Source organism: Acidobacteriota bacterium, from assembly GCA_029861955.1.
In the GTDB taxonomy this organism is placed as follows: domain Bacteria; phylum Acidobacteriota; class Polarisedimenticolia; order Polarisedimenticolales; family Polarisedimenticolaceae; genus JAOTYK01.
Window position 1 is genome coordinate 24,072 of sequence record JAOTYK010000022.1, and the last position, 23,832, is coordinate 47,903.

General features: G+C 61.8%; 19 protein-coding genes. 12 read left to right on the forward strand and 7 right to left on the reverse strand.

What is annotated here, in order from left to right; genetic code table 11:
• Nucleotides 1-52: 52 nt before the first annotated feature.
• On the reverse strand, nt 53-2,500 hold the full coding sequence (locus OES25_11845) for a hypothetical protein (GenBank protein ID MDH3628326.1): 2,448 nt from the start codon (nt 2,498-2,500) through the stop codon (nt 53-55).
• A 313-nt stretch (nt 2,501-2,813) separates the two neighbouring features.
• Between OES25_11845 and OES25_11850 the strand changes: the two genes are divergently transcribed.
• Entirely contained in the window at nt 2,814-3,338 is a 525-nt protein-coding gene (locus tag OES25_11850) for a hypothetical protein (GenBank protein MDH3628327.1), read from the forward strand.
• A 26-nt stretch (nt 3,339-3,364) separates the two neighbouring features.
• Here OES25_11850 and OES25_11855 read toward each other — a convergent pair whose 3' ends face one another.
• Entirely contained in the window at nt 3,365-4,093 is a 729-nt protein-coding gene (locus OES25_11855; protein MDH3628328.1) for a hypothetical protein, read from the reverse strand.
• A 70-nt stretch (nt 4,094-4,163) separates the two neighbouring features.
• Between OES25_11855 and serC the strand changes: the two genes are divergently transcribed.
• Both serC and OES25_11865 read left to right on the forward strand, forming a co-directional pair.
• Nucleotides 4,164-5,246, forward strand: a complete 1,083-nt coding sequence (serC, locus tag OES25_11860; GenBank protein MDH3628329.1) for a 3-phosphoserine/phosphohydroxythreonine transaminase — start codon at nt 4,164-4,166, stop codon at nt 5,244-5,246.
• Nucleotides 5,247-5,249: 3 nt separating this feature from the next.
• A complete protein-coding gene (locus OES25_11865; protein ID MDH3628330.1) occupies nt 5,250-7,604 on the forward strand; it encodes an SLC13 family permease in 2,355 nt (784 codons plus the stop codon).
• Between the two features lie 14 nt (nt 7,605-7,618).
• Here OES25_11865 and OES25_11870 read toward each other — a convergent pair whose 3' ends face one another.
• Both OES25_11870 and OES25_11875 read right to left on the reverse strand, forming a co-directional pair.
• On the reverse strand, nt 7,619-9,808 hold the full coding sequence (locus tag OES25_11870) for a hypothetical protein (GenBank protein ID MDH3628331.1): 2,190 nt from the start codon (nt 9,806-9,808) through the stop codon (nt 7,619-7,621).
• On the reverse strand, nt 9,805-10,356 hold the full coding sequence (locus OES25_11875) for a hypothetical protein (protein MDH3628332.1): 552 nt from the start codon (nt 10,354-10,356) through the stop codon (nt 9,805-9,807). Before OES25_11875 ends, OES25_11870 begins: the two co-directional genes overlap by 4 nt.
• 125 nt (nt 10,357-10,481) lie before the next feature.
• Between OES25_11875 and OES25_11880 the strand changes: the two genes are divergently transcribed.
• A complete protein-coding gene (locus OES25_11880) occupies nt 10,482-12,149 on the forward strand; it encodes a hypothetical protein (GenBank protein MDH3628333.1) in 1,668 nt (555 codons plus the stop codon).
• A gap of 66 nt (nt 12,150-12,215) precedes the next feature.
• Here the strand turns inward: OES25_11880 and OES25_11885 are convergent, their stop codons facing one another.
• A complete protein-coding gene (locus OES25_11885) occupies nt 12,216-14,324 on the reverse strand; it encodes a TonB-dependent siderophore receptor (GenBank protein MDH3628334.1) in 2,109 nt (702 codons plus the stop codon).
• Nucleotides 14,325-14,535: 211 nt separating this feature from the next.
• On the opposite strand from OES25_11885, the gene OES25_11890 reads away from it, so the two are divergent.
• Nucleotides 14,536-14,718 (forward strand): hypothetical protein, encoded by a 183-nt coding sequence (locus tag OES25_11890; GenBank protein ID MDH3628335.1) that lies wholly within the window; start codon nt 14,536-14,538, stop codon nt 14,716-14,718.
• Nucleotides 14,719-14,737: 19 nt separating this feature from the next.
• On the opposite strand, the gene OES25_11895 is transcribed toward OES25_11890, so the two are convergent.
• Nucleotides 14,738-15,337, reverse strand: coding sequence for a hypothetical protein (locus OES25_11895; protein ID MDH3628336.1), 600 nt, complete (start codon nt 15,335-15,337; stop codon nt 14,738-14,740).
• Nucleotides 15,338-15,675: 338 nt separating this feature from the next.
• Here OES25_11895 and ppk2 point away from each other — a divergent pair, with 338 nt between their 5' ends.
• Genes ppk2 through OES25_11920 form a run of 5 tightly spaced genes read left to right on the forward strand, consistent with a single transcriptional unit; the run spans nt 15,676 to nt 21,148 of the window.
• Nucleotides 15,676-16,446: a polyphosphate kinase 2 gene (gene ppk2 / locus OES25_11900; protein ID MDH3628337.1), complete on the forward strand. Its 771-nt coding sequence runs from the start codon at nt 15,676-15,678 to the stop codon at nt 16,444-16,446.
• A gap of 15 nt (nt 16,447-16,461) precedes the next feature.
• Nucleotides 16,462-17,436 (forward strand): polyphosphate kinase 2, encoded by a 975-nt coding sequence (locus OES25_11905; GenBank protein MDH3628338.1) that lies wholly within the window; start codon nt 16,462-16,464, stop codon nt 17,434-17,436.
• 27 nt (nt 17,437-17,463) lie between these two features.
• Nucleotides 17,464-18,018 (forward strand): Rid family hydrolase, encoded by a 555-nt coding sequence (locus tag OES25_11910; GenBank protein ID MDH3628339.1) that lies wholly within the window; start codon nt 17,464-17,466, stop codon nt 18,016-18,018.
• Nucleotides 18,015-18,866 carry a 3-deoxy-7-phosphoheptulonate synthase gene (aroF, locus tag OES25_11915; protein MDH3628340.1) on the forward strand — a complete coding sequence of 284 codons (852 nt, stop codon included), beginning with the start codon at nt 18,015-18,017 and terminating at the stop codon, nt 18,864-18,866. The genes OES25_11910 and aroF overlap by 4 nt, the downstream gene beginning before the upstream one ends.
• Nucleotides 18,863-21,148, forward strand: a complete 2,286-nt coding sequence (locus tag OES25_11920; protein MDH3628341.1) for a tetratricopeptide repeat protein — start codon at nt 18,863-18,865, stop codon at nt 21,146-21,148. Before aroF ends, OES25_11920 begins: the two co-directional genes overlap by 4 nt.
• A gap of 10 nt (nt 21,149-21,158) precedes the next feature.
• Here the strand turns inward: OES25_11920 and OES25_11925 are convergent, their stop codons facing one another.
• Nucleotides 21,159-21,887 (reverse strand): DUF4197 domain-containing protein, encoded by a 729-nt coding sequence (locus tag OES25_11925; GenBank protein MDH3628342.1) that lies wholly within the window; start codon nt 21,885-21,887, stop codon nt 21,159-21,161.
• 173 nt (nt 21,888-22,060) lie between these two features.
• Between OES25_11925 and OES25_11930 the strand changes: the two genes are divergently transcribed.
• Together OES25_11930 and OES25_11935 are read left to right on the forward strand one after the other, a co-directional pair.
• The gene (locus tag OES25_11930; protein MDH3628343.1) at nt 22,061-22,666 is read left to right on the forward strand and encodes a TetR/AcrR family transcriptional regulator; all 606 of its coding nucleotides are present in this window, start codon (nt 22,061-22,063) and stop codon (nt 22,664-22,666) included.
• Nucleotides 22,663-23,829 (forward strand): 2-hydroxyacyl-CoA dehydratase, encoded by a 1,167-nt coding sequence (locus tag OES25_11935; GenBank protein ID MDH3628344.1) that lies wholly within the window; start codon nt 22,663-22,665, stop codon nt 23,827-23,829. Before OES25_11930 ends, OES25_11935 begins: the two co-directional genes overlap by 4 nt.
• Nucleotides 23,830-23,832: the final 3 nt, after the last annotated feature.

Sequence of the window (23,832 nt, forward strand, 5' to 3'; positions counted from 1 at the left end):
CGTTCGCCTGGCGAGCTGAAACGCTCGCCAGGCGTAGAGTTAGCCAGCTAGATCACGGACACTGAGGAACGGAACAATTGCGATTTGCGGCCTGAGGGATGCCGGCACCGGCGTACGGCGGTCGCTCGGTACACGAGGAGTCTTTGCCGTAACAGGCTTCTAACCCGTTCTGACCGACCACCACCCAGAACAGCGAACCGCCGGGCAGCGTGAGGGAACTCGAGCCGGTTGCACCGAGGGCATTCACCGACCCGGTGTATCCATAGGTGGAGACCGCGCTCAGGGGCCCATAGTGCAGAGCATGATCCGCCGCGCCGACTCCCGGGACGAAGGTAATGTCGGTGGCGCCGGATCCTGAGTTGTGGGTGACGACACTCAGGTCCAGGACGGCGCCCAACTGGTACGTTCCTGACACCGTAGAGTAAGCGCTACGCAGAACACGCTGAGTCGGGTCCAGGACTTCGCCGCAAGCAGATCGGTCACAAGTCTGGAACTCACACCTCTCGCCTCCGAAAATACAAACCTGTGGGCCGCTGCACTCGGAATCGTTCGCGCAGGTCGTTGGGGGATTGCCCGAGCACAGTCCCGGGCAATCGGAATCCTCCACACAGGTCTGGGTGGTTGTAGCCGAGCAGGTCCCCGGACACTCGCTATCCAATCTGCAGGATACGCCAGTCGAAATCGCGCACGTTCCCGGGGCGCCCGGACAATCGTCGTCGGTCGTGCAGGGCGTCGTCATATCTGAACAGAACGTCTCCATGGTCGCGATTCCCCACCACTCCTCGTTGATGGCAGGGTCGACCGTATAGTTGGGATTCGTAAAATCCTCGCAAGAATCGTGTTTGTCCCAGTAGCTGTCGGTGCACGATCCCCCGTCGAACGACTTCCACCACTCATCCATCCACGCAAAGACCACCTGACCGCTGGTGACGCCGTTTCCCGGGTCGCGGACCACAAGCGATGCTTCTGCCTCAGTCAGCAATGACGCCAAGCAGGCCTGTTGCATGGCCTGGTCTTCCGCTCCGGCACCCCCGGACAAGGTGCTATTCCAGGCGTCCGACCCGAATTCAGTGATGACCAGTGGTTTACCGGACGCCGTCCTGTAGGTGCTCAGTGCGTTGGCGAACGTGCAGCCGCGGTAGAGGTTCATCCCCCATAAGTCCAGGCTGGCAAGCGCCGCGTCATCGGTGCAGCCGGGGACGCCGATGTCGCCGACGTCCGGGTTGGAGGCGCCCGTCGGGTGGGATGGATCGGCAACGTCGGCCGCCGCCGCCAGCGTGTCGAGTTGCGCGTACCAGCCCTTGGAGCACGACTCAGGGATACAACTCTCCGCTACCGGGGATTGCGGGCACGTGGTGGGCATATCCGCCGGGTTACAGGTTTGCGCGGTCGTAAATGAGCAGGTCCCGCTTGCGCAGTCGCCCTCGGTCGCACATGCCGCCGAGGAAATCGTACACGTTCCCGAGTCGCAACGCTCGGCTTGCGATTGGCTCACCGCGACCTCGTTACCCAGTATCCAATACAGGAGCGCTGGGTGGTCCTTCCATTCTTGAATCGTGTCTTCCAGTCGGGCCTGCTGCTGCGCTCTACCGGCATCACACTGGAGTTGCACGGTGTCGATCCCGAAGGTCGGGATGACAAACAGGCCGTTGGCCCACGCCTCGTCCAGCATCGCCGTTGTAAGGAACGCGGAATAGGTCCGGACGGCATTCGCGCCCGTGCCGGCGATGGCGGAAAAGTCGTCGGCGTAGAGATCGGGACGATCTCTAAAACCTCCCGTAAAGTTCTCACCGATCGAGTGAGGCGAATAGGCCACTCCATTGACCACGAACGGCTTGCCATTCACCATCAGCTGCCTTCCGACAACCGTCACCGACGACGCCCCGGCATGAGAGTTTGGTTTACGCCAACGGATGTGGTCGATCTTGAATTGGGTCGGGTTGGCCGCACCGGTGGTCGTGAAGGAAGCACTCACGTTTTGGAGGCATGTGTTGAGGTCCGCGCCGCCGTAAAAGTCGGCCACCGGAATCACGATCTCCTGCCATGCCGGGGTAGAGTCCCAGCCGTAGGTCGCCAGTTGATTCACGAGGCCATGTCCCAGAATCCCTCCCCCCTCATCGCACTGGAATCCCACTTCCAGTTCATGCGGGGTACTCACAAAGAAGCGAATGTCTCCGCCTGCAAAAGCCGACAGATCTTCCGTGAGTGTGTTCTGGGGCGGGGACTGGTTGTCCACGTAGAACATCCCGAAGCCGGCCCAAGTGTTCGAGGGGACGTTCAGGTGGCGATTGCCCTCGGGACTATCACAAATGTTGAATCGTTCGCTGAAGAACGGACACAAGCCCTGCTCGCTTGGGTCCTCGCCGCACCAAAGAAAGATGTTGGTCGCGGGCGGAATTCCCGCGTCGCCATAGACAATGTAGTCATCCGCGAGAGTCGGGGAGATGACCAGGACGGTAAAAGCTAGTACGAGCCATGACAGGCGAGACGATCGGGTCATCGGTGGGTCCTCCGGAAAACGGACTTCGACAGCGACTGATCTGTGGTCGCGGGGCACCGTATGACAGCGCTGTCATATCTTGCATGGATTTCATACCGTGAATGGTCTCGGCGCGCCAGCGAAACTTTTAAAGGGGTGAACCCGCGCGGAGGCAATTGGAGCCTCGACAGGGGAAAATAGTCGAAATCGATGGATTTCGTGCTCCACGTCCTCGATCAGGATTCCTGATCCAGGCCGCCTCCCGCCGACGCCGATCCCACCGGAAACCCCACACCTGATCCGCCGTACCCACCGGGACACCAGGAGGGACCCCATGCGCCATCTGACACGCGTCGCGTTGTTTCTGCTGACCATGAACGCCGCACTCGCCGGGGTCCATGTCCAGACGATCGCCGAGGTCGACGCCGGCAGCGGCGGGATCGAGATCGACGCCGCCGGCAACGTATTCACCTCGGACTTCGGTCCGCGGCTTGGGGGTTCGGAGAAGCCCGGCACCCGAGTCTGGAAGATCACCGCCGACGGTGAGGTTTCGGTACTGGCGACGCTGCCGGGTGGCAACAACGGTCACCTGGTCTACGCGAAGGACGCGTTGTACGTGGTCGACCGCGGTGGGCATCGCGTCTACCGGATGACGATGAAAGGTGAGTTCGCCGTCTTTGCCGGCTCCGGCACCAAGAGCGGCGACGACGGCACCGCGGAAGCGGCTAGTTTCTGTTTTCCCAACGACATCGACGCCAGCCCCGACGGCAAGACGTTCTACGTCAACGACGTCGCAGACGACACGAGCGGTGGGATGAAACTCGGTCCGACGCGGATCCGTCGGATCCAGGTCGAGTAACAAAAGGGGACAGATTTATTTTCTGATCACGGATCAGAAAATAAATCTGTCCCCTTTTCCAGCAACTTCCGATCTCCGGTGCGTAGGATTGCGTAGGCGGAATCCACCGCTGCCGGGGCGCACTCGGTAAGCCAATGCATAAGATCACGGCAGGCGGCATCGAGGGTGCCGTCTTCGTGCGCCGACGCGGGGGCGTAGATCACCGCGGCGACCTCGGTCGTGTCGTCGTGGGTCTTCGTCGCCATGCTGTCCTTGACGGGGTTTACCCGTGGGGACCAGACGCCGTCGATCAACGGTCCGCCGCAAACGAGGTCCTGCAGATCCATCTCGTGGCCTGCCGCGTTGAAGACGTACTTCTGCTCCGGCTCGCCCAGACGAAAGACGAACGTCCGATCCTCTGCGCGGCCGACGTCCCACAGCGAGATCGGCATCAGCGTCTTCAGACTCACCAGGTTGTTGGCGTCGACCGGTCCATTGATGCGGGGGAACGTGCCGTCGCGGGCGGCACGCAGTAGGTACTCGTTGGCCGGTTTGCCGCGGCCCGTCGGTTTGTACTTGCCGTTGCGCAGGATGTCACGGCACTCCTTGCGGCGCGTCTCCAGCGCCGGTGGGAGTTCCGCCTGACGCTGCCGAATGACCTCGTCCAGCGCCGCGGTCAGGGTCGCCGGTGTCGTGACCGATGCCCCCGAGACCCACACCGCGCCCAGCGCCAAGTCCCCCCGATCCACCTGATTCTCAAGGACGATTCCCAACACCTATTTCTCTCCGGAAGGACCCTTGAGAACAGGGTCCAGGTTGCTATGATTCTCGCATCAGGAGTACCCCATGGCACACAGAGTCTTCAATTTCAGCGCCGGCCCGTCCACCCTTCCACTTTCGGTCCTCGAACAGGTCCAGGCCGAGCTTCTCGATTACCGGGGAACCGGCATGTCGATCATGGAGAGCTCTCACCGCTCTCCCGAGTACGATGCGGTCAACGAGAGCGCCATCGCGCTGACCCGTGAGGTGTTGGGTCTGCCGGACGATTTCCACATCCTGTTCCTGACCGGTGGCGCCTCGCAGCAGTTCGCGATGATCCCGATGAATTTTCTCAAGCAGGGTGGCGTCGGCTCGTACGTCGATACCGGGACCTGGTCTTCCAAGGCGATCAAGGAGTGTCAGGGCATCGGCGAGACCCACGTCGCGTTCGCCGGCAAGGGAGGGGACTACGCCCATATTCCGACCGACGACGAACTGGACGTCCCCGAAGGCGCGGAGTACCTGCACATCACGACCAACAACACGATCAAGGGCACGCAGTTCCACCACACCCCGAATGTCAAGGTGCCGCTGATCGCCGATATGTCGTCGGACATCGGCTCGATGCGTCGGGACTACTCGGCCTACTCCATGCTCTACGCCGGGGCGCAGAAGAACCTGGGTCCGGCCGGTGTGACGCTGGTCGCGATGCGTGACGAGCTGCTGCAGAAATCGAACGACGAGCTACCGACCGTGCTGAACTACAAGACCCCGGCCGGCAAGAAGTCGCTCTACAACACGCCGCCGTCGTTTCCGATCTACGTCGTCAACCTGGTGCTGCAATGGATCAAGGATCAGGGCGGACTGAAGGCGGTGGAGCGGGTGAATCAGCAGAAGAAGGACCTGGTCTACGGCATGATCGACGAGCATCCGGAGTTCTTTCGTGGCACCGCCGAGAAAGACAGTCGCTCGTGGATGAACCTCACCCTGCGTCTTCCCGACGAGGCGATGGAGAAGCGCTTCATCGCCGAGGCCAAGGCCGAGGGTTTAGGCGGTCTCAAGGGTCATCGTAGCGTCGGCGGCATCCGTGTTTCGCTCTACAATGCGATGCCGCTGGCCGGTGCGGAGGCCGTTTGCCACTTCATGAAACAGTTCATGGCCAAGGGATAGAGTTTGACGGTTGAAATCGGACTGGTGCTGGGAATCCTCGCTGCGGCGTTGATTCTCCTCATCACCGAGGTCATCCGCATGGACCTCGTCGCCCTTCTGGTACTGGCAACGCTGGCACTCACCGGCCTGGTCACGCCGACGGATTCGCTGGCCGGGTTCTCCAACCCGGCCGTGATCACGATCTGGGCGATGTTCATCCTTAGCGCCGGGCTGACCCGTACCGGGGTCGCCGAGGTCCTGGGAAGCACGATCCTGCGCTGGGTCGGGCGAGGCGAGGTACGCATGATCGTCGTCATCATGCTGACCTCGGGTGTGCTGTCGGCGTTCATGAACAACATCGGCGTTGCGGCGCTCATGCTGCCGGTCGTCATCACCGTCGGGCGTCAAACGAATACGTCGCCGTCTAGACTCTTGATGCCGCTGGCGTTCGGTTCGTTGCTGGGTGGTCTCACGACGCTGATCGGAACGCCACCGAACCTGCTTGTCAGCGAGGCGCTGCGGGAACATGGACTGAAACCGTTTTCGATGTTCGACTACACGCCCGTGGGTGGCGTGGTCATGGTGGTCGGTGTGGCGGCGGTTGCTCTGGTCGGCCGCTTCCTGCTGCCGAAACGCGATCCCGGCCTCGAGGCCTCCTCCGGTGGAGCGTCCGATCTGGCGCGGGAGTATCGCCTCGACGAACGCGCCGCCGTCGTGCGTCTGCCGGTCGGATCGCCGCTGGACGGGCGGACGTTGGGTGACAGCCGATTCGGATCGGCCACGCAACTGAACGTCTACGCCATTCAGCGCAGTGGCAAGCTGTTGCCGGCCCCGGGTCCCGCCACGGTCCTTCGTGAGCGGGACGGTCTTCTCGTCGAGGGGCTACTCGACCGCTTCGAAGAGCTGCGGAGTTGGCGTCGGATCGTTGTTTCGGAAGACGACGCAAGTGTGGACTCCGTCGTTTCGGCGGACGTCAGCCTCTCCGAGTTGCAGGTGGCGCCGGGTGCCGACGTCGTCGGGCAGACGCTCCAACAGATCGACTTCCGTGTTCGCTTCGGTGCCATCGTGTTGGCGATACGCCGCGATACGTCCCTGACGCACCGCGATCTGACGTCGAGCCCCTTGCAGGTCGGAGACCGGTTGCTGATCCAGGGCCATCGCGATGCTGTCCGCAGACTTACCGAGTCCTCGGACTTCGAGGCGATGCCCGAGGTCACGGACGAGGTACTCGCTGAATCCTACGACCTGCAGTCGCGGATTTTCTCCGCCAGCATTCCGGCCGACTCGTCGCTCGTGGGACGCGGGATTGTCGAGAGCCGCATCGGCAGCGCACTCGGTGTCGGTGTGCTGGGTCTGCGGAGGGGAGAGGCGACCCACCTGCTTCCAGGGACCGACGAGCGTCTCGAGGCCGGGGATGTGCTGTTTGTGAGGGGCACGCGCGAAGATCTCGAGATCTTTCGAGGATTGCAGGGGCTGCGGATCGAAAGCGAGACGCCGACACAACTTCAAGCGTTGGAATCGGAGGACAGCGGGCTGACCGAAGTGGTCCTTTCGCCGCGTACGAGCCTGGCGAGCAAGTCTCCGGCCGAGTTGCAGTTTCGGGCACGCTACGGGTTGCGGATCCTCGCGGTCCTGCGCAGGGGCGAGATTCGCCGTTCCGGACTTCAGGATCTCGAACTTCAATTCGGAGACGCGCTCCTGTTACTGGGTCCACGCGAGAAGCTGCGACTCCTGGCGCGGGACCCGGACTTCCTGGTGATGACCGGCGAGATCGCTCCCGCAGCGGAGAGACGGAAGGCACCGGTCGCCGTCTTGATCATGGCCGCGGTGGTAACGCCTGCGATCTTCGGCTGGGTTCCGATCGCGATCTCGGCGGTCGCCGGTGCGGCGGTGATGATCCTGGTCGGATGCATCGCCATGGACGAGGCCTACCGCGCAATCGAGTGGCGCGCCGTCTTTCTCATCGCCGGGATGCTGCCACTCGGCACCGCGTTACAGGAGACCGGCGCCGCATCGCTTGTCGCCGAGGGGGTGGTCAACGCCGTCGGGCCGATGGGTCCGTGGGCCGTCGTCGCGGCGCTCTACCTGGTGACTGCGGCGGCGACCTCGATCATCCCGACGGCGGCGCTCGTCGTCTTGATGGCGCCGATCGCGTTGACGACATGCGAGTCCACGGGACTCTCCCCCTACGCGGTGATGATGGCGATCGCGATGGCGGCCTCGGCGAGTTTCACAAGCCCCGTCTCCCATCCCGCAAATGTGTTGGTGATGGGACCGGGTGGCTACCGCTTCGTAGACTACGTGAAGCTGGGCGTGCCGCTGACGCTACTCGTCATGGCGGTCGTCCTGATCGTGCTGCCACTATTCTGGCCGTTGTAGAAAAGGGGACAGGTTTATCGCAGCGTCACGAGTACGTTGATAAGTCCCGTCCCGATGTCCAACGGCTCCAGGGCCTTACCCAGCACGCTTCCGACGACGGGGTTCTCCGCTCGCATGGCGTGTCCGGGTGTGGGGGACGTCGTCAGCAGATCGCCGGGGCGAATGACGCCCCAGGCTGCGTCGACCTTGCACAGCACGATGCCACTGACCGCGACGGAAGCCTCAAGCGCGGGGTCGTCGTCGGTCTCGTCGTTGCCGGCGATGACCACACCGAAGACCGCCGTGTCGCCGGTCTCTCGGGCTCGCGTCGCGCCCCCCGCACCCAACGGATCGATCACGATGACGTCGCCAGGGTCAACCGCCCGATCGACGGCGATCCTGAGATCGGTGATCGCCCCGTCGGAGCGGCGGGACTCGACCGGCACGTCTGAACGGGTGGGTTCAGAGATGGCGGCGGTGCCTTCGTCGCGGGAAATCCCGCTGAGCGCCGCGGCCGGTTCCGACGACGCGTGCCGACCAGGCAACGGACCTGCTTCCCCGCGCGATGTGATCCCGACATCATCACGCTCGCGCTCAGAGTCGGGTGCAAGCCGGTTCATCTCCCGCACCGAAACAGCGGACCCTCGCGGGTAGTCCAGATTCAACTCGCGCATCCCGATCGCCTCCCGTAGTTCTAGCGCCGCCGGCATCGGGGTGGCGCTCTTGCCGAAGGCGTCGCGATTCATCTCACGGTAACGGTGCAATGCGGTATGCGAGCGGAGCTCGGGGGAGGCGGACAGGTCCGCCTCGAAGTGATCGAGCGGAGGAGCGAACGCCTCGGCGCGTTTGGTGCGATAGACGGGGTGGTCCTCGTAGCCGACTCTTAGGCCGTAGACGATGAAATCGAATGCGACGTCGGAGCCGTCTGCCGAGCGGACGACCAGCTCGTCGGTGCCGACGGACTCGACGAACAAGATCGACGCGGCTTCACGCGGTGTCAGATGTGCCGAGAGTCCGATGTCCGGGTTGGTCACGTAGCGGAAGCTCTCTTCCAACTGGATCCGCGCCTCGCCACCGATAAGCCGTCCCGAACCGCGGGTGAATGTGGTGACCTCGTTCCCCTCGATCGAGGTGTAGACGATCTCCAGGTCCTCGCGGTGAGGGTGGTTCTGGACGAAGTTCTTGATGTCGGCACCGAGCGCCCCGAAAGTGTAGAAATCGTCGGATACCTCGAAGCGCTGCGCCACGTTGTCCCACTGGAAACGCTCGGTCTGTGTGCCGTTGTTGTAGAACTCGATGTCCTGATTTGAGTTCGGTCCATCGTCATTGATCACGATCTGTGACGAAAGCGTGCGAAGTTCGCCGGTGGCGAAGAACCCGTCGGTGACATAGAACGCGTCGCCGACGTCGCTCCAGTAGAAGCTTTCGCCGGTGGGGATTCCGTCTTCCCAGAAGTAAATGTGCCGGCTCGAGTCCGGGCCGTCGGGGTTGATGAACATACCCTGCTCGGCGACGACCGATCCTTGCTCGACGAACAGGGTGCCTGTCGCAGTTACGGCTCCTTCAACTCTCATGCTCTGGTTCACTTCAAAGCGATCGTTCCCGCCGTGCCAGGCGATCGCCGCATCCGTCGGGATGCCGTCATTCTTGAAGTAGATCGTGCCGGCCGTACTCTGGCCGACGTACAGGTCGGTCTGTGACACCAGCGAAAACGCGCTGACACTATTCTGGTTTACGGCACTCGTATCCGAGCGCATGAACTGCGATGAGTCGAGATCGTCGAGGAGCTCGGCGCTGTTAGCATTCAATGCGTGGCCCGCGGAAACGATGTTGATTCGGGGGCTGAGCACCTCGAGTCCGATCTGGATCTCGACCCATACGTCGGAGAAATCTCGAAAGACAGCTCGGAGCGACGTGTAGGGATCGCCCGGAAGGACGCCACTGCCGTCGAACACATCCCCGGATCCGATTGCGACGCTCACCAGGCCGTCTGTTACGGCCACGGGGATGTTGCCCGAGGTCAGATGTTCGTCGACGAGGATCTCGTTGCCGCCGCCCTCGGAGTCGAATAGACGAAACGTCATGTCGAAGTTGCCATCGAGCGGGTTTCCGGAGGCGTCACGGAGGACCGCCTGGTAGTTGACGGCGTCGGGTGGGGTGGCGGCCTCGGCGATGCCCGCCAGTAGGACGAGGGTGATTGCGGCGGTTAGTCTCAGGTGCATCATGGACAGAATCCTCCCATGCGGGTTGTGCCCGCGCCGTCGTAGCCCTTGATGCCTTCTTCGTGAAGCCGGTTCTCGACGGTGACCAGATAGAAGAACGCAGACCCCGAGGCCGGCGTGTCGGTGTCGGACGTCGTGTTGGACGCTATGGCTTGTTGCTCGCAATCGCCGTAGACGAGGCCCGGGAGCGAAGCGATCGTGTTGCGGTACAGGTTATAGCGACCCGCGGCGTGTTCGGCGATCCAGGCCAGCGTCTGCTCGTCTGTGAACGTCAGGCGGTCAACCTCGCCCGGCGCGGGGTAGGCGGAGGGAAAGCCGAGGCTGGTCGAGTACGACGCGCTGGACAGATCTAGCGGGCCCGCCAGGCCTTCGCCGATCGACACCAGGCTCAGCTCGTAACTGGTCGAGTTCACCGAGCTGCCGCTCGTCGGCGTGCCACCGGCGTTGAAGACGTGCTCATCCATCCGGTAGCTCGCGCTTGATTGCGCGACGACTACCGGAGCGAGGAGAACAGCCAGCAGGACAGAGGAAATCGCGGCAGCTTTCTTCATTGAACGAAAACTACGGGAAACCGGTTGGGATGTTATCCCCCGATCATGTGAGATGGGTGCTAAAGGGTCCATTCCGCTCCGCTGCGTCCCGGAAAGGACCTGTCCCGGCCGCGTATAATGCTCCGATGCCGCGACACGCCAGCATCGACAAACTCGTTCGAATCGCGCCAAGCTTCGGCCCGACGGAAGCTGCGGAGAAACTCCGACTGCTCGCTCAGATCGAGAGCGCACCGCGGCTGACGGCGCGCGATCTCCTGGAACTTCACGACGCGATCTGTTTTCTGCGTGCCTACCCCGACAGCCCACGTGTTTTACGCGCCGTCGAGGCCGCGGCCGACCGACTTCGCGAGTTGCATGCCGCATCGGGAATCGATGTCGAATCTTCGCAGCTCGAGAACCGTGGTTTTCCTGGCGCCGTCGTTCGCGACGAGTTCTCGTTCCCGGCCCTCGAGCGTCTCCAGCTTCGATACCCGGGCTGTCTCGAGATCGACTGGGACGAACTCGAGAGTCAGGACCCGCTGGTCAACGCCCTCGGCCTGTGCGTCACGTCCGCCGAGTGCCAGGGCCTCGACGACATCGGTCTGCAACTCCAGGAGTGGTTCGCCGCCTGCCGCCCGACCCAGCACAGGACCGACCTCGAGTTCCTGCTTTTCCTGTTCAGGAACGCCAGGCTCGGGGAGGCGACACGCAACCTGATCTTCGAGGGTTGCGCGGTCCCCATCCGATTCGAACTTGCCTCGGTCGGTACGGCGAGGAGCGAGAACATCTCGCGGGTCAATCGGGTCCGCTACCAGACACGACCCCTCGACCGGGCCCGGCACGCGATCGCACCCATCGCGCGACGGGAGTTCTCCTCGACGACACGGGCCTCGGCGAAGCTGGGGGAAGAGGTCATCGGTCTCGGCCTGACAGCGCTTTGCTCCCGCAATCTGGAAATTCGCACGTTGAGCAACGGCAACGCGAACGACGTCACCGTGGTCGATTGCGGTCGCGGTCTCCGGATCGCGTTGATCGGCGTCCTGCCCGCCTACCGTGATCCGCTCGAGTGTCACTATTGCATGCTGGTATTCAAGAACGGGGTCCCGATCGCGTACGGGCCGGGGACCGTCAGTCTCGGTTGCTGCGAGGTCGGTATCAATCTGTTCCCCGAGTTCCGAGGTGCCGAGATCCGCTACCTCTACCCGCAATTCATCCGAACGCTGTACCAGTTACTCGGGGCGCGGTACTTCTTCCTCACGCCCTACGGGATGGGCGAGGAGAACCCGGCAGCGATTCGCACGGGAGCGTTCTGGTTCTACCGCAAGCTCGGGTTCCGTCCGACGAATCCCAAGGTCGAAGAACTCGCCCAGGAGGAGGAGCGGCGTCTGGCGCGCAAGCCGCGCGAACGCTCGAGCCCCGCGATGCTACGTCGTCTCTCCCACACGTCGGCGTATCTCGATCTGTCAGACGGTGAGTGCCGGCCGCTGGATCTCGGTGCGATCGGCGTGAGCCACAGCCGTTTCATCTCCGAGTCCTTCGACGGCGATCGGCAACGTGCGTTACAGGAGTGCATTCCGAAAGTCGCACGCGAGCTGGGACTCCGGGGCGTCTACAAGCTCCAACCCGATGCCCAACACGCCTGGGCGATGTTGGCGCCGATCCTCGCGATGCTGCCGGGCCTTCCGGATTGGAGTCCGAGAGAGAAGCAGCGGATGCAGAGGATCCTTCGTGAGAAGGGCGGACCGTCCGAGCGCGGCGTCGATCGCCTACTCCGCGGCCATCGAACTCTCTGCCACGCACTCCGCACCCTGTAGTCAACAAAAAGGGGACAGATTTATTTTTCTGATCCACGATCAGAAAAATAAATCTGTCCCCTTTTTCTACATCTTGATGCCGACGCCGATGTAGGCCGAGCGGCCATCGGCGGGAATCACCGCGACGTTGCCGAATCCGCGGACGGCGTACTGTTCCTGGCCGATGTTCTCTATACCGAGTTGGACGTCGAACTTGTCGAACTCGTACCAGAACTTCGCGTCCCAGATGATTGCCTGGTCGATCGTGTAGCTGTTGTCCTCGGAGATGAACTGGTCATCGATCAGGCGGGCGCCGGCACCCAGGCCGAAGCCACCCTCGAACTGCTTGCTGGACCAGAGGTTCAGCAGGTGTCGCGGGGTGAACGACGGGCGGTTGCCCGACCGATCGACCACGATGAAATCCGTCGCGGGGTTTGGACCGGTCTGAATCCGCTCCGAGAATTCGGTCAGTTCCGAATCGTTGTTGGCGTAGGAGAACACGGTCCGAACGCCGCGCTTGCTGATCGCCGCGATCTCGAACTCGAAACCGGACGATTTCTGATCTCCCGTCGTCTGCAGGACGCCGGTGCTGTCCGGGATGGCGATGTTCTCGCGCTCGATATCGTAGTAGGCCCAGGTCGCCTGCACGCGACCGTCGGCGAAGGTCTTCTTGACGCCGATTTCCGTCTGGATGCTGCGCTCCGGCTCCCGCTCGCCGACGACACGACTGCCGGGAGGCGCGAAGGACCGACCGTTGTTGGCGTAAACACTCAACGACGGCTGCGGGGAATAGACGAAGCCGAACATCGGGCTGAATTTGCTGTCATCGCGATCGGTCGCGCTGAGAGGATCCTCATAGTCGATGTTGTCATAACGGCCACCAATCAGAACCTGGCAGCGCTGGCCGAACTGGATCTGATCGACCACGTAAGGCGCGACGATCTGCGTTTCCGCGTCGGCCGCAAAGAACGGGAACAGCATCGGAGTCATCGTCGCGGACTCGACCGGGTCAAAGACTCCGATCTCCGGAAGCATGCCGAAGCTGAGGCTCGACTCGTCGGTCTGCTGTGCGACCTCGAGTCCGGTCAGCAGGTTATGGGTGACGGGTCCCGTCTCGAACTGCATCACCGCCTCGAACTGGTTGCCGACGAACTGCTGCTCGCTGTCCAGCGTCGTCAGGGCGCGGGAGACAAGCGCGATCGAGGCGCCACCGCCAAGCGGTACATCGAAGGCCCCGTTGATAAGGGTCCCGGCGCTCTGCCAGTCCAGCGTGCGGACGTAGAACTTGTTGCGCAGCGTGACGCTATCCGAGATCTGGTTTTCGTAGTCGACCTGGAGGCGGAGGACATCCTGCTCCGAGTGGTCGAATGGGCTTGCGTAGGACGTTCGCGGGTCCACCGGCGCGACATCGCCGTTGTAAAGCGGGATTCCGGCGTCCGGTGCAAACTCGGCGCTGACAATTTCAAGGTTTACGTTCAACGCGCTGTGGCCATTGATCGTCCAGCGGTAGCCGGGGTTGAATCCGTAGTGCTCGCTCTCCGGAATACTTCGGTAGTTGTCGGTGGTCGTCCGAAATGCGTTCAGTCGGAACGCATGGTCATCGTTCACCGACTCGTTCCAATCCACACTGATCTCGTCCATGCCGAAGCTGCCCGCGCGAACCTGTGCGCCGAGTAGATCGACAGGGAGGGGTTGCTTGCGAACGATATTGACGGCGCCCGATAACGGATCTTTGCCGTAGAGGAACCCGCCCGGCCCCTTCAGGACCTCGACCGCCTCGACGTTGTAGAGCGGGTAGACCGTCGCCTCGGGCTCGCCGACGCCATCGGTCAAGATCAGGCTGCCGCTGAGCGAGTCGAAGCCGCGGACGACGAAGAAGTCCTGGACACCATTCTGGGCCTGGATGTTCAGGCCGGACACGTTGCGCAGGGCATCGGAGATCGTGGAAGCAGATTGCTCCTCGATCAGAGCGGGTCCCACGGTGCCCACGTTTGCAGGGATCCAACGTACTTCGGTCGGTAGTTTGGTGGCGACCGAATTGGACGTCGGCTGGTCGGGAGCGGCGACCTTGACGTATTCGCTCAGAGGTTCGTTTTCCTCGGAATCGTCGTCCTTGCTTTCGGACTGCGCCCATGCAGCGGGCGCCAACAGCAGAACCACGACGAACACGAGACCGATCCAGCGAACTTCTTTCACGTTTCCTCCAGGACGGTCGCACTCCAGCGGCCGTCGGTATTCCCCGTACTTGACTTGCTGATGCGGTACACCGCCCTCGCGATGCTCAGGACTCGATCCGCGTCGGATGGTTATACGCGTCATTTGTAAAGAGCGCGAATCAGCAAGCGTTACATATGTAAAAACCTGTCTCCAGGGGCTACTATTGGGGTCACTGGGAGGGATTAAGACAATGATCAAGAAAGTTGCATTTATCGGTCACCGCGTCCAGGACATGGAGCGGGCCAAGCAGTTCTACGGCGACCTGCTGGGCTTGAAGAAGACGGCAGAGCACGAGGGGAAATGGTGCGAGTTCGACACCCCCGAGGAAAATGGCGTGATGCTGCACGAGATCGCACCGCATCGAGCCAAGTAGTCGACCTCGAATTCGATCTCTAATCCAGAAGAACGCGTCGCCTCGTGCTCCCCAACGGATGCGGTGTGTCCAGGTTGGGAGGGTAGAGCCCCGCACCGACGGTGACACCGATCACATCGTAGGGTCCCGCCGGCACGGGTTGACCGGCGTCGTCCACACGGTCCCACCACGTGTAAAACGACTTGGTCTCGCCGGGTCCAAAGAACAACGTATCCGGAAAGTCGTCGGTGATCTGATGGATCAACCAGCGATAGAGCACCTCGTCGGTGCCCGGATGAAGGACGTACAGGTCGGCGTGGGCCGTCGTACTAAAGATGCTGAGTATCCGATGTTCGTCGGTGGCGTTCTCGATATCCATCAGGAACCAGATCGTGTCGTCGCCCGAGAATTCGCAGCGCGGACTGTCCCGTTTGAAGATGTGCAACGTCGTGCGATAGCCGGCCAGCAGCGGATTTATCTCCGGCCGAAAGATCGACTCCAGCCGAGGAGGTCTTGTACTGACGTTCGCCAGCGACAGACAGAACGCAGAGGGTTCGACGGCCGGTGGCAGCGATGTCTGCGCAAGGAGCGGCGCAGAGACGATCAACAGCAGGCCGCCCGCAACGGTGAAAAAGCGCATTGGATTCCTCCCTGTGCCCGTTCTGCGGTTGATTATACAGAAGGAGCTTATGCGGCGGCCTCCAGTCCTGAGCTGCCTCCGCAGCCGCCCCACGCCTCGTCGGGCGATCACTCGAGAAACGGGTTCCTCGCCCCCGGAATTGCGACTTTCGGACGTGTGCCGAGGCGTACCCGGTCACGGTGCCTCTCGTCGCCGGTATTGGTGACCGGCGTCGTCCACAGCAAAACGACCCCGCGGCTAGTATCATTGCGACACTGACCTTCTTACGAAACTCGACCGGGGAGTGAGCGTTGGCCAAGAAAACCAAATCCGAGACGTCGACGGAAGAGAAATCGACGCTGAAGCGCAAAACCTACAACGATGAGCTTTATCGGCTTCAGATCGAGCTGGTCAAACTTCAGGAGTGGATCAAACAAAGGAAGCTGAAGGTCGTCGTCCTGTTTGAGGGTCGCGATGCCGCCGGCAAGGGCGGCGTGATCAAGCGCATCCTGCAGAGGCTGAGTCCACGCATCTGCAACGTCGTGGCGCTACATACGCCGACCGAGCGCGAAAAGGGCCAGTGGTACTTTCAGCGATATGTGGCTCAACTGCCTGCCGCCGGCGAAATGGTCTTGTTCGATCGTAGTTGGTACAACCGTGCCGGCGTCGAGAAGGTTATGGGCTTTTGCACCGAAGACGAGTACCAGGAGTTCCTCCGTTCCTGCCCCCAGTTCGAACGCATGTTGATCCGATCGGGCACGATCCTTATTAAGTACTGGTTCTCCGTCAGCGACGAGGAGCAGGAACGAAGATTCCAGGCTCGAAACATTGACCCGACGAAGCGCTGGAAACTCAGCCCGATGGATCTGGAGTCTCATTCCCGATGGGTCGAGTACTCCAGGGCAAAAGACGTCATGTTCGCGCACACGGACATCAAGCAGTCGCCGTGGTACGTGGTCGAGGCCGATAGCAAACGTCATGCTCGACTGAATTGCATCCGTCACTTACTCAGCCTGATTCCGTATGAAGACCTTTCGCCCGAACCCATCGAGTTGCCGCCCCGGGAGAGCTCGGGCGGGTACGTGCGGCCCCCCATGAGCGACCAGACGTTCGTTCCCGACTACTACTAAGCTGGAGTCCAATCCGTGAGTCCGTCCGCAGAACCGAAACCGAAGACAGATCCAGGGAAGACCACCCAGGGCTCCAAGGCCCGCATTCGTGCGCTCGTTCAGCGAGTGGGCGCAGGAACGCGCCGGATGAAGCTCAAGAAACGGGTTCGCGTGATCCAGGAGGAGATGCGCAGCAAGGATGTGAGCAAGCTCATCGACGCCGCCCTGACCAAACACTTCGAAGCTGACGATCTTGTGCCCTATCAGGCCGAGCTGATCAAACTTCAGCAGCATCTCGAACGAACAGGGCGGAAGATGATCATCCTCTTCGATGGTCGAGACGCGTCGGGAAAGGGCGGCACGATCCGGCGTGTCTCCCGATTCATGAACGAGAAGCATTATCGCGTGGTCGCGCTCGGTAAGCCTAACGAGTACCAGCGAACCGAGTTGCACATGAAGCGCTACATCGAGTGCTTCCCCCATGCCGGAGAGATCGTGCTCTTCGATCGCAGCTGGTACAACCGCGCGATGGTCGAACCGGTCATGGGGTTCTGCACGTCTCGCCAGTATCGCGAGTTCATGAATCAGGTCGTCGACTACGAGAAGAGTATCCTGAGTGACCGAAAGACGTATCTCGTCAAACTCTATTTCTCCGTTTCGAAAGAAGAGCAAGAGCGTCGCTTCGAACGACGCAAGAACGACCCTCTGCGCCAGTGGAAGCTGAGCGAGGTGGACCTCCAGGCACAGGCGCTATGGGATGAGTTCACGGTAAAGAAATACCGCCTGCTCAAGAAGACGCACACGAAAAAGACACCGTGGTACGTCATTCGCTCCGACGACAAGCATCTTGCGCGGGTCGAGACCATGAAGGTCATTCTTAACGCGGTTCGCTACCGTGGCAGAGACCGAAAGCTCCAGTTCGAGTCCGATCCCGCGATCGTGATCGAAGGGGATCTGGAGATCAAGGTCATGGATGCGCAGCGGCGGAAGACGGGCAAGTTCGAGACCTAGTCGATAGGTCGATCGGGAGAAGAATCAATGTCGGAAGCCCACATGCGACGCATGAGTGCCGAAGCTCGGGAGGAGTATGAGGCCCTTAGCCTGGATGCTCCGGAAACGACCGCAGGATTGCATCCGGTTGCGGGTCGCGGGTCCCTGAAGAAACGGGCCATCTCGGCTCCGGATGTCCTTAACGAGGCGTACGACTACGCCGCCCCTGCCACGTTCACCCGGGGGATGCGAGTCGAGCTTCCGGGTGCAAGCATGCTGTACCTGTCGGGTACGGCAAGCGTCGATGAGAACGGTCTCTCGGTGCACCCGGGCGATTTCGCGGCGCAGTGTTGGCGCACGTATCGCAACCTGACGCACCTGCTGGCAGCGGAACACGCCAGCTGGCATGACATCTTTCGGACGACCTGTTACCTGCGGGACATCGAACGCGATTACGACGAGTTCAACTGTATCCGCGGGACATTCTTCAAGATGGTGGGATTGAATCCGTTGCCTGCAAGCACGGGAATCCAGGCGCGACTCTGTCGCTCGGATCTTCTCGTGGAGATCGAGGCCATCGCGATGATTCCCGGACCGAAGTGATCGAGTTCCCTGAGCTTAGCGTACTTCGTCGCAACCAGCCCGAGTACGCGGACCCCGCGACAACGCGTCCCGTTCAGGTCGGTGCGGCGACGATCGGTTCGGGGGCTCCCGTCGTTATCGCCGGACCCTGCGCGATCGAGTCACGCCGGCAGGCCCTCAACGTCGCCCGCGCCGTCCGCGCGGCCGGCGGTCAGCTTCTACGCGGTGGGGCGTTCAAGCCGCGGACCAACCCCCATTCGTTTCAGGGGCTTGGAACCGAAGCTCTCGAGATCCTCAAAGAAGTGCGCCAGGAGACCGGCCTGGGAATCGTGACGGAGGTACTCGATCCGCGACGGGTTGAAGAGGTCGCCCAGTGCGCCGACATGCTGCAGATCGGTTCGCGCTCGATGCAGAATTTCCCCCTGCTGGTCGAGGTCGGAAAAGCGGGGATTCCGGTGCTTCTCAAGCGCGGGTGGAGCGCAACACTCGAGGAGTGGCTGTGCGCCGCCGAGTACATCGCTTGCCAGGGAAATCTCAACATCGTGCTCTGCGAACGAGGCATCCGGACCGCGTGTAACTGGAGTCACGCGCAGAGCGTCCTTGATCTGAACGTGCTCGAGCCGGCACGCCGGGCCACGCCGCTGCCTCTGATTGTCGACCCATCGCATGCAACCGGAGACTGGCGTCTGGTCGAAGGGATGAGTCGCGCCGCCCTGGCCGCCGGTACACACGGCCTGCTCATCGAGGTCATCGAGGAGTCGGCCGATCGCTCGCGGCTGCTAAGCGACGCAGATCAGGGAATCCCTCCAACAGTCCTCGTGCGGATCATGGCCGCCGCCGATCAGGCGGACGGCGGAGCAACGTCATGAATCGAACGCTCATCATCCTGCTCATCGCGATGGGGTTGGCCGTCACCGCTCTCCACGCGGAGCGCCTCCCCGAGGTGACGGTCGACTATCCGGTCGACGGGTCCATCTTCCCGCCGGACATCGTTGCGCCAACCTTCCTCTGGCACGACCCCACCGATGCGGATCGTTGGGAACTGGAAGTCTCGTTTGCGGAAGGAGCACCCTTCGTGTTGGTCGTTGCGGGCGACCCACCGCCACGTGGCGAAATCGATCCACGTTGTCTCGGACCAACGAACGAGGTCTACGAACCGACGGCCTATCAGGCGTCCGCGCACTCGTGGCGTCCAAACAGAGGTGACTGGAAGTCGATCCAGGATCGATCGTCGGGAGCGCCGGCTCGGATCACGCTCACCGGTTTCCGGGATGGAGCGTCCGAACATGCGGTTTCCCGAGGGGCTGTCGGCCTGACGACCTCGACGGATCCCGTCGGTGCGCCGATCTTCTACCGTGATGTCCCGCTGATGCCTTCCAAGGGTGAGAAGGGCGTCATCAAACCGCTCGCCAAGGGAGCGATACCCCTCATCGATTGGCGGCTGCGGAGCGTCGCGCTGGACAGCAGCCGCATCGTGCTGCGTGATATGCCGACCTGCGCCAACTGTCACAGCTTCTCCGCCGACGGACAGACGATGGGGATGGACGTCGATGGACCCGAGGGCGACAAGGGGGCCTACGCGATCGCGAAGGTCGAACCCGAGGTCGTCATCGACGACGCGCAGGTGATGACGTGGAACGCGTTTCCCGGGAAGCCCGAGGGTTTGAACAGCCTGGGGTTTCTCTCTCGGATCAGCCCGGACGGTCGCTACTCCATCTCGACCCTCAACGAGGCGATCTTCGTCAGAAACTTCACGGATTTTAGATTCTCACAGGTGTTCTTCCCGACTCGTGGAATCCTGGCGGTCTACGACACACAGACCGGCGAGGTGCGCGCGCTGCCGGGAGCCGACGACGAGGACTACGTGCATTGCAATGCGGTCTGGGCTCCCGACGGAAAGACCATCGTATTCTCGCGAGCCCCCGCCATGGATCCCTACGACAACAGCAAACCGCTTGCGACCTTCTCCGGCGATCCCAACGAGACGCAGCTCAAGTACGATCTCTATCGGATTCCGTTCAACGACGGGCGTGGCGGAACCGCCAAACCGATCGCCGGCGCCGGCGCGAACGGGATGAGTAACAGTTTTCCGAAGGTCTCCCCGGATGGGAAGTGGATCGTCTGGGTCAAGGCGAAGAACGGCCAACTGATGCGTCCCGACAGTCGGTTGTGGATCGCTCCGTTCGAGGGTGGCCAGGCACGCGAGATGCGTTGCAACACGTCTCGCATGAATTCGTGGCACAGTTTTTCCCCGAACAGTCGTTGGATGGTGTTCTCGTCGAAGGCACGATCGCCATACACGCAGATGTACCTGACTCACATCGATGAAGATGGCAACGACAGCCCGCCGATCTTGATCGAGAACAGCACCGCGGCAAATCGGGCCGTCAATCTTCCCGAGTTCGTCAACACGTCCTACGACAACTTCGTCAGCATCTCCGTCCCCGCGGTCGACCACTACCGCTACTTTGCTCGCGGCAACGAGCTGCAGCGATCGGGGCAACTCCAGGAGGCCGTCGAGCAATTCGAAATGGCGCTGGAGGGCGACGCCGAGACCTGGCGCGTCAACGATTGGCGCATCCACGACAGTATGAGCAAGACCCTCCTGCAGCTTGGTGATCGTGAGCGGGCCCTCGAACACGCCCGCGATTCGTTGCGATTGAACCCCTACAACAGTGAGATGCAGGCCAATGCCGGCTATCTGCTGTTCGAGCTGGGTGAGCCGGGGGCGGCCCTGGAGAAGATCGATATCGCGTTGAAGCTCAGCCCCGGCGACGCTAGGCTGTATCTCAACCGCGGAACGATGCGTCTGCAACTGCAAGATGACGCCGGCGCGGAAGCCGACTTCTCCGAGTCTATTCGGCGTAGTCGAAACTACGCCGACCCGTATGTCGCGCGGGGGATCGTGCGACGCCAACTGGGCGACGACGTGGGGGCGCGAAGCGATCTGGATAAGGCGATCGAGATCCGCCCCGAAGACCCCACGCCGTGGTACTTCCGGGCCCTCATCCGTGAGGCAGCCGCCGACCTCGCGGGGGCGATCGCGGATGTTGAGCAGGCCGCCTCGCGAGTTAACGAGGGCTGGCCACACCAGAACGAGTTACGTGAACTGGAACGCCGCCTCCGAGATCGCGTCGAAGCCAGGGACTAGGCACCCAACATCAATTACGATCTCCGCCGAACCAGCGACGAAGCAGGTCCGTCGTTCGCGCCACGGGATCGGTGCGGATCTTCCGCTCTTCGTCCGCAATCGTGTCGAAGAGACCGTCGAGCGCCTCGTCGGTCACGTATTCCGTCAAGTCGAAGACGGGTTTATCGACCAGTGGTAACGCTTCGATGCGATCCATCAGTCCGTCAAACCGCTGGGTCGCACCGACCTGCGCGAGGCTGTCGTCGACGATCGGCGAGAACCTTCGTGCCAACTCGACGCCTGCCGTGCGACGGAAGAAATCGGTCGCCTCCGAATCGTTTCCCTTGAGAATCGTCATGGCGTCGTCGAAGGTCATCTGTCGGATCGAGTCCACGAAGACGTCGCGGGCAACCGGTGCAGCCGCCTCGGCAGCGCGGTTGAGGCTGACCTTGAATTCCTCGACGAGGTTGCCGCGCCCGGTGAGTTCCAGTGCCCGGGCCGCGCTGGCGAGCTTGCGGGGGATCGCGATCTCGGCCAACGCATCTCCCAGATAGCCACCGGCCTGACCACGACGTTCGACCGCACGGCCGGTACCCACCTTCAGCGCCTCGCGGAGTCCGTCGGCAGGGGTGCTCTGGTCGTCCATTCCCCGGACGGCGCTCTCCAACTCCTCCATGACGGCTGCACAGTTCATGCAGAAGACCGCCAGGAGTACGAGGGCGAACGATTTTGCAAGCCTGGGAGCCGGTTGGTATCGCATGGGGCCATTAAACCACAGCGCTGTTCCACGAAACCCACGCAAAAAACGCCCAAAAGGAGGGAAATCGGCGTCTGGAAGCCTCGTTGTGGACGTTCTGGGTCTCATGAATCGGTTGATCGATGGGGCCCATCCGGGGTATTCTCTATACATACTGACTGGTCGGTATGTAAATTATGACTGAACGATCCGCCGTCACCATCGCAAAGATCCTCAAGGGGGCTCGCACCCTGTTCCTCGAGCGCAGCTACGCCGAGGTCACGATGGACCACATCGCCGCCGCCGCCGAGGTCACCAAGGGCGCGCTCTACCACCACTTCAGCAGCAAGGAAGCGCTCTACCTGGCGATGATGCACGCCGACCTCCTCGAAGTTCGTGCGTTGCACCGAAAGGGCGTCGACACGGATGGCAGTTGCCGCGAACGCCTGCGCGTCCTGACCGCGGCGTTCCTGACGGCACCACGAGAGCAGCAGGAAGTTGTACGACTCGTCCGACGAGACGCCAACATCTTCGGCGAAGAGGCCCGCACCGAACTGGTCCACGCCTATCAAGAGGCACTCCCGGAGTTGGTGACCCAGATCGTCACCGATGGCATTACCCGAAATGAGTTGCGGAACGCCGACCCGCAACTCCTGGCGTGGCAATTCGTGGCATTGGTCGAGGTCGCACTTTCGGACTACGCCAACGCGGCGCTGGGCGATGTGAAGGCCAAGCTTGATCAGGTCATCGACCTCTTCTTCGCCGGAGTGCAAGCCCCGGAAGGATTAGGAGCGAATCCATGAGCAAACCCGTATTCGATTGCTGGAAGGGAAAGCCCCTCGACGACATTCTGTTGGAGGTGCGGGATCTTGTAGAAGACCCCGACATGCTCACCGCAAAACGCTGGCGCGAACAGGGTGGCAAGATCGCCGGCCACTTCCAGGTCTACTTCCCCGAGGAGATCGTTCACGCGGCGGGCATGCTGCCGTTCAAGATGCGTGGCGCACAGTTGGAGCCCACCAACGCCGACTCTCGCTTCGGCTCCTACCTGTGCTCCATTCTGAAGACCAACCTCGAACTCTGCCTGACGGGCAGGGTCGAACTGGACATGTTCGTCACCCACCCGATCTGCGACGCGGCTCGTAACCTCGCGCCGGTGTTCGGTCGAAACTTCGACTACCCGTGCCAGATCCTCTATCTCCCACAGAACCCCAATTCCGGTCACAGCGTCGAGTATCTGACCGATGAGTACGGCCGGCTCAAGCGGCTGGTCGAGGAGGTCTCTGGCAACACGATCACCGACGACGCGTTGCAAAACTCCATCGCGGTCTTCAACAACAACCGTCGTCTTCTTCGTGAGCTGTACGACATCAAGCGCGAGACCCCCTGGCTCGTCGCTGCCGAAGACGCTTACGCACTGGTGTCCAGCGCCGGGATGATGCCCCGCGAAGAGCACAACGAGCTCCTCCAGCACGTGCTGCCGCTCATCAGGAAGCGCAAGATCAAGGCGGAGGACCGAATCCGCGTCGTCTTCGAAGGTGGCTTTTGCGAACAACCGCCATTCGATCTGATCCGGATGCTCGGTCGATCTTGCTATCTCGTCGACGACGACCTGCTGATTGGTCTGCGATGGCTGATCGAGGACGTCGATGTCGCCGGCGACCCGCTCCACAATCTGGCATTCGCCTATATCGAACGGTCGTCCTACAGCCCGGTCCAGCACGATCTTCGCAAACCCAAGGAAGAGATGTTGGAGAAGCGGATCGACGGTGCCAGGGCCGATGCGGCCATCATCGCCGCCGCCAAGATGTGTGAGCCGGGCCTCGAGGAGCAGGTGGCCTACGTCGCGGCCCTCGAGAAAAAAGGACTCCCGTACTTCGTCAGCGAGTTCGAGGAGAACATGACCAGCTTTTCGCAGCTGGAACTGCAACTGGACACCTTCATGGAGAATCTGCTCTTCGGCTAGGAG

Excerpts from the sequence above, each read along its gene's own strand:
- OES25_11880 (MDH3628333.1), top strand. The coding sequence starts at position 10,482 with ATGCCGCGACACGCCAGCATCGACAAACTCGTTCGAATCGCGCCAAGC.
- OES25_11935 (MDH3628344.1), top strand. The coding sequence starts at position 22,663 with ATGAGCAAACCCGTATTCGATTGCTGGAAGGGAAAGCCCCTCGACGAC.
- OES25_11890 (MDH3628335.1), top strand. The coding sequence starts at position 14,536 with ATGATCAAGAAAGTTGCATTTATCGGTCACCGCGTCCAGGACATGGAG.
- OES25_11930 (MDH3628343.1), top strand. The coding sequence starts at position 22,061 with ATGACTGAACGATCCGCCGTCACCATCGCAAAGATCCTCAAGGGGGCT.
- OES25_11920 (MDH3628341.1), top strand. The coding sequence starts at position 18,863 with ATGAATCGAACGCTCATCATCCTGCTCATCGCGATGGGGTTGGCCGTC.
- OES25_11850 (MDH3628327.1), top strand. The coding sequence starts at position 2,814 with ATGCGCCATCTGACACGCGTCGCGTTGTTTCTGCTGACCATGAACGCC.
- OES25_11910 (MDH3628339.1), top strand. The coding sequence starts at position 17,464 with ATGTCGGAAGCCCACATGCGACGCATGAGTGCCGAAGCTCGGGAGGAG.
- OES25_11875 (MDH3628332.1), bottom strand. The coding sequence starts at position 10,356 with ATGAAGAAAGCTGCCGCGATTTCCTCTGTCCTGCTGGCTGTTCTCCTC.
- OES25_11845 (MDH3628326.1), bottom strand. The coding sequence starts at position 2,500 with ATGACCCGATCGTCTCGCCTGTCATGGCTCGTACTAGCTTTTACCGTC.
- OES25_11925 (MDH3628342.1), bottom strand. The coding sequence starts at position 21,887 with ATGCGATACCAACCGGCTCCCAGGCTTGCAAAATCGTTCGCCCTCGTA.
- OES25_11870 (MDH3628331.1), bottom strand. The coding sequence starts at position 9,808 with ATGATGCACCTGAGACTAACCGCCGCAATCACCCTCGTCCTACTGGCG.
- serC (MDH3628329.1), top strand. The coding sequence starts at position 4,164 with ATGGCACACAGAGTCTTCAATTTCAGCGCCGGCCCGTCCACCCTTCCA.
- OES25_11895 (MDH3628336.1), bottom strand. The coding sequence starts at position 15,337 with ATGCGCTTTTTCACCGTTGCGGGCGGCCTGCTGTTGATCGTCTCTGCG.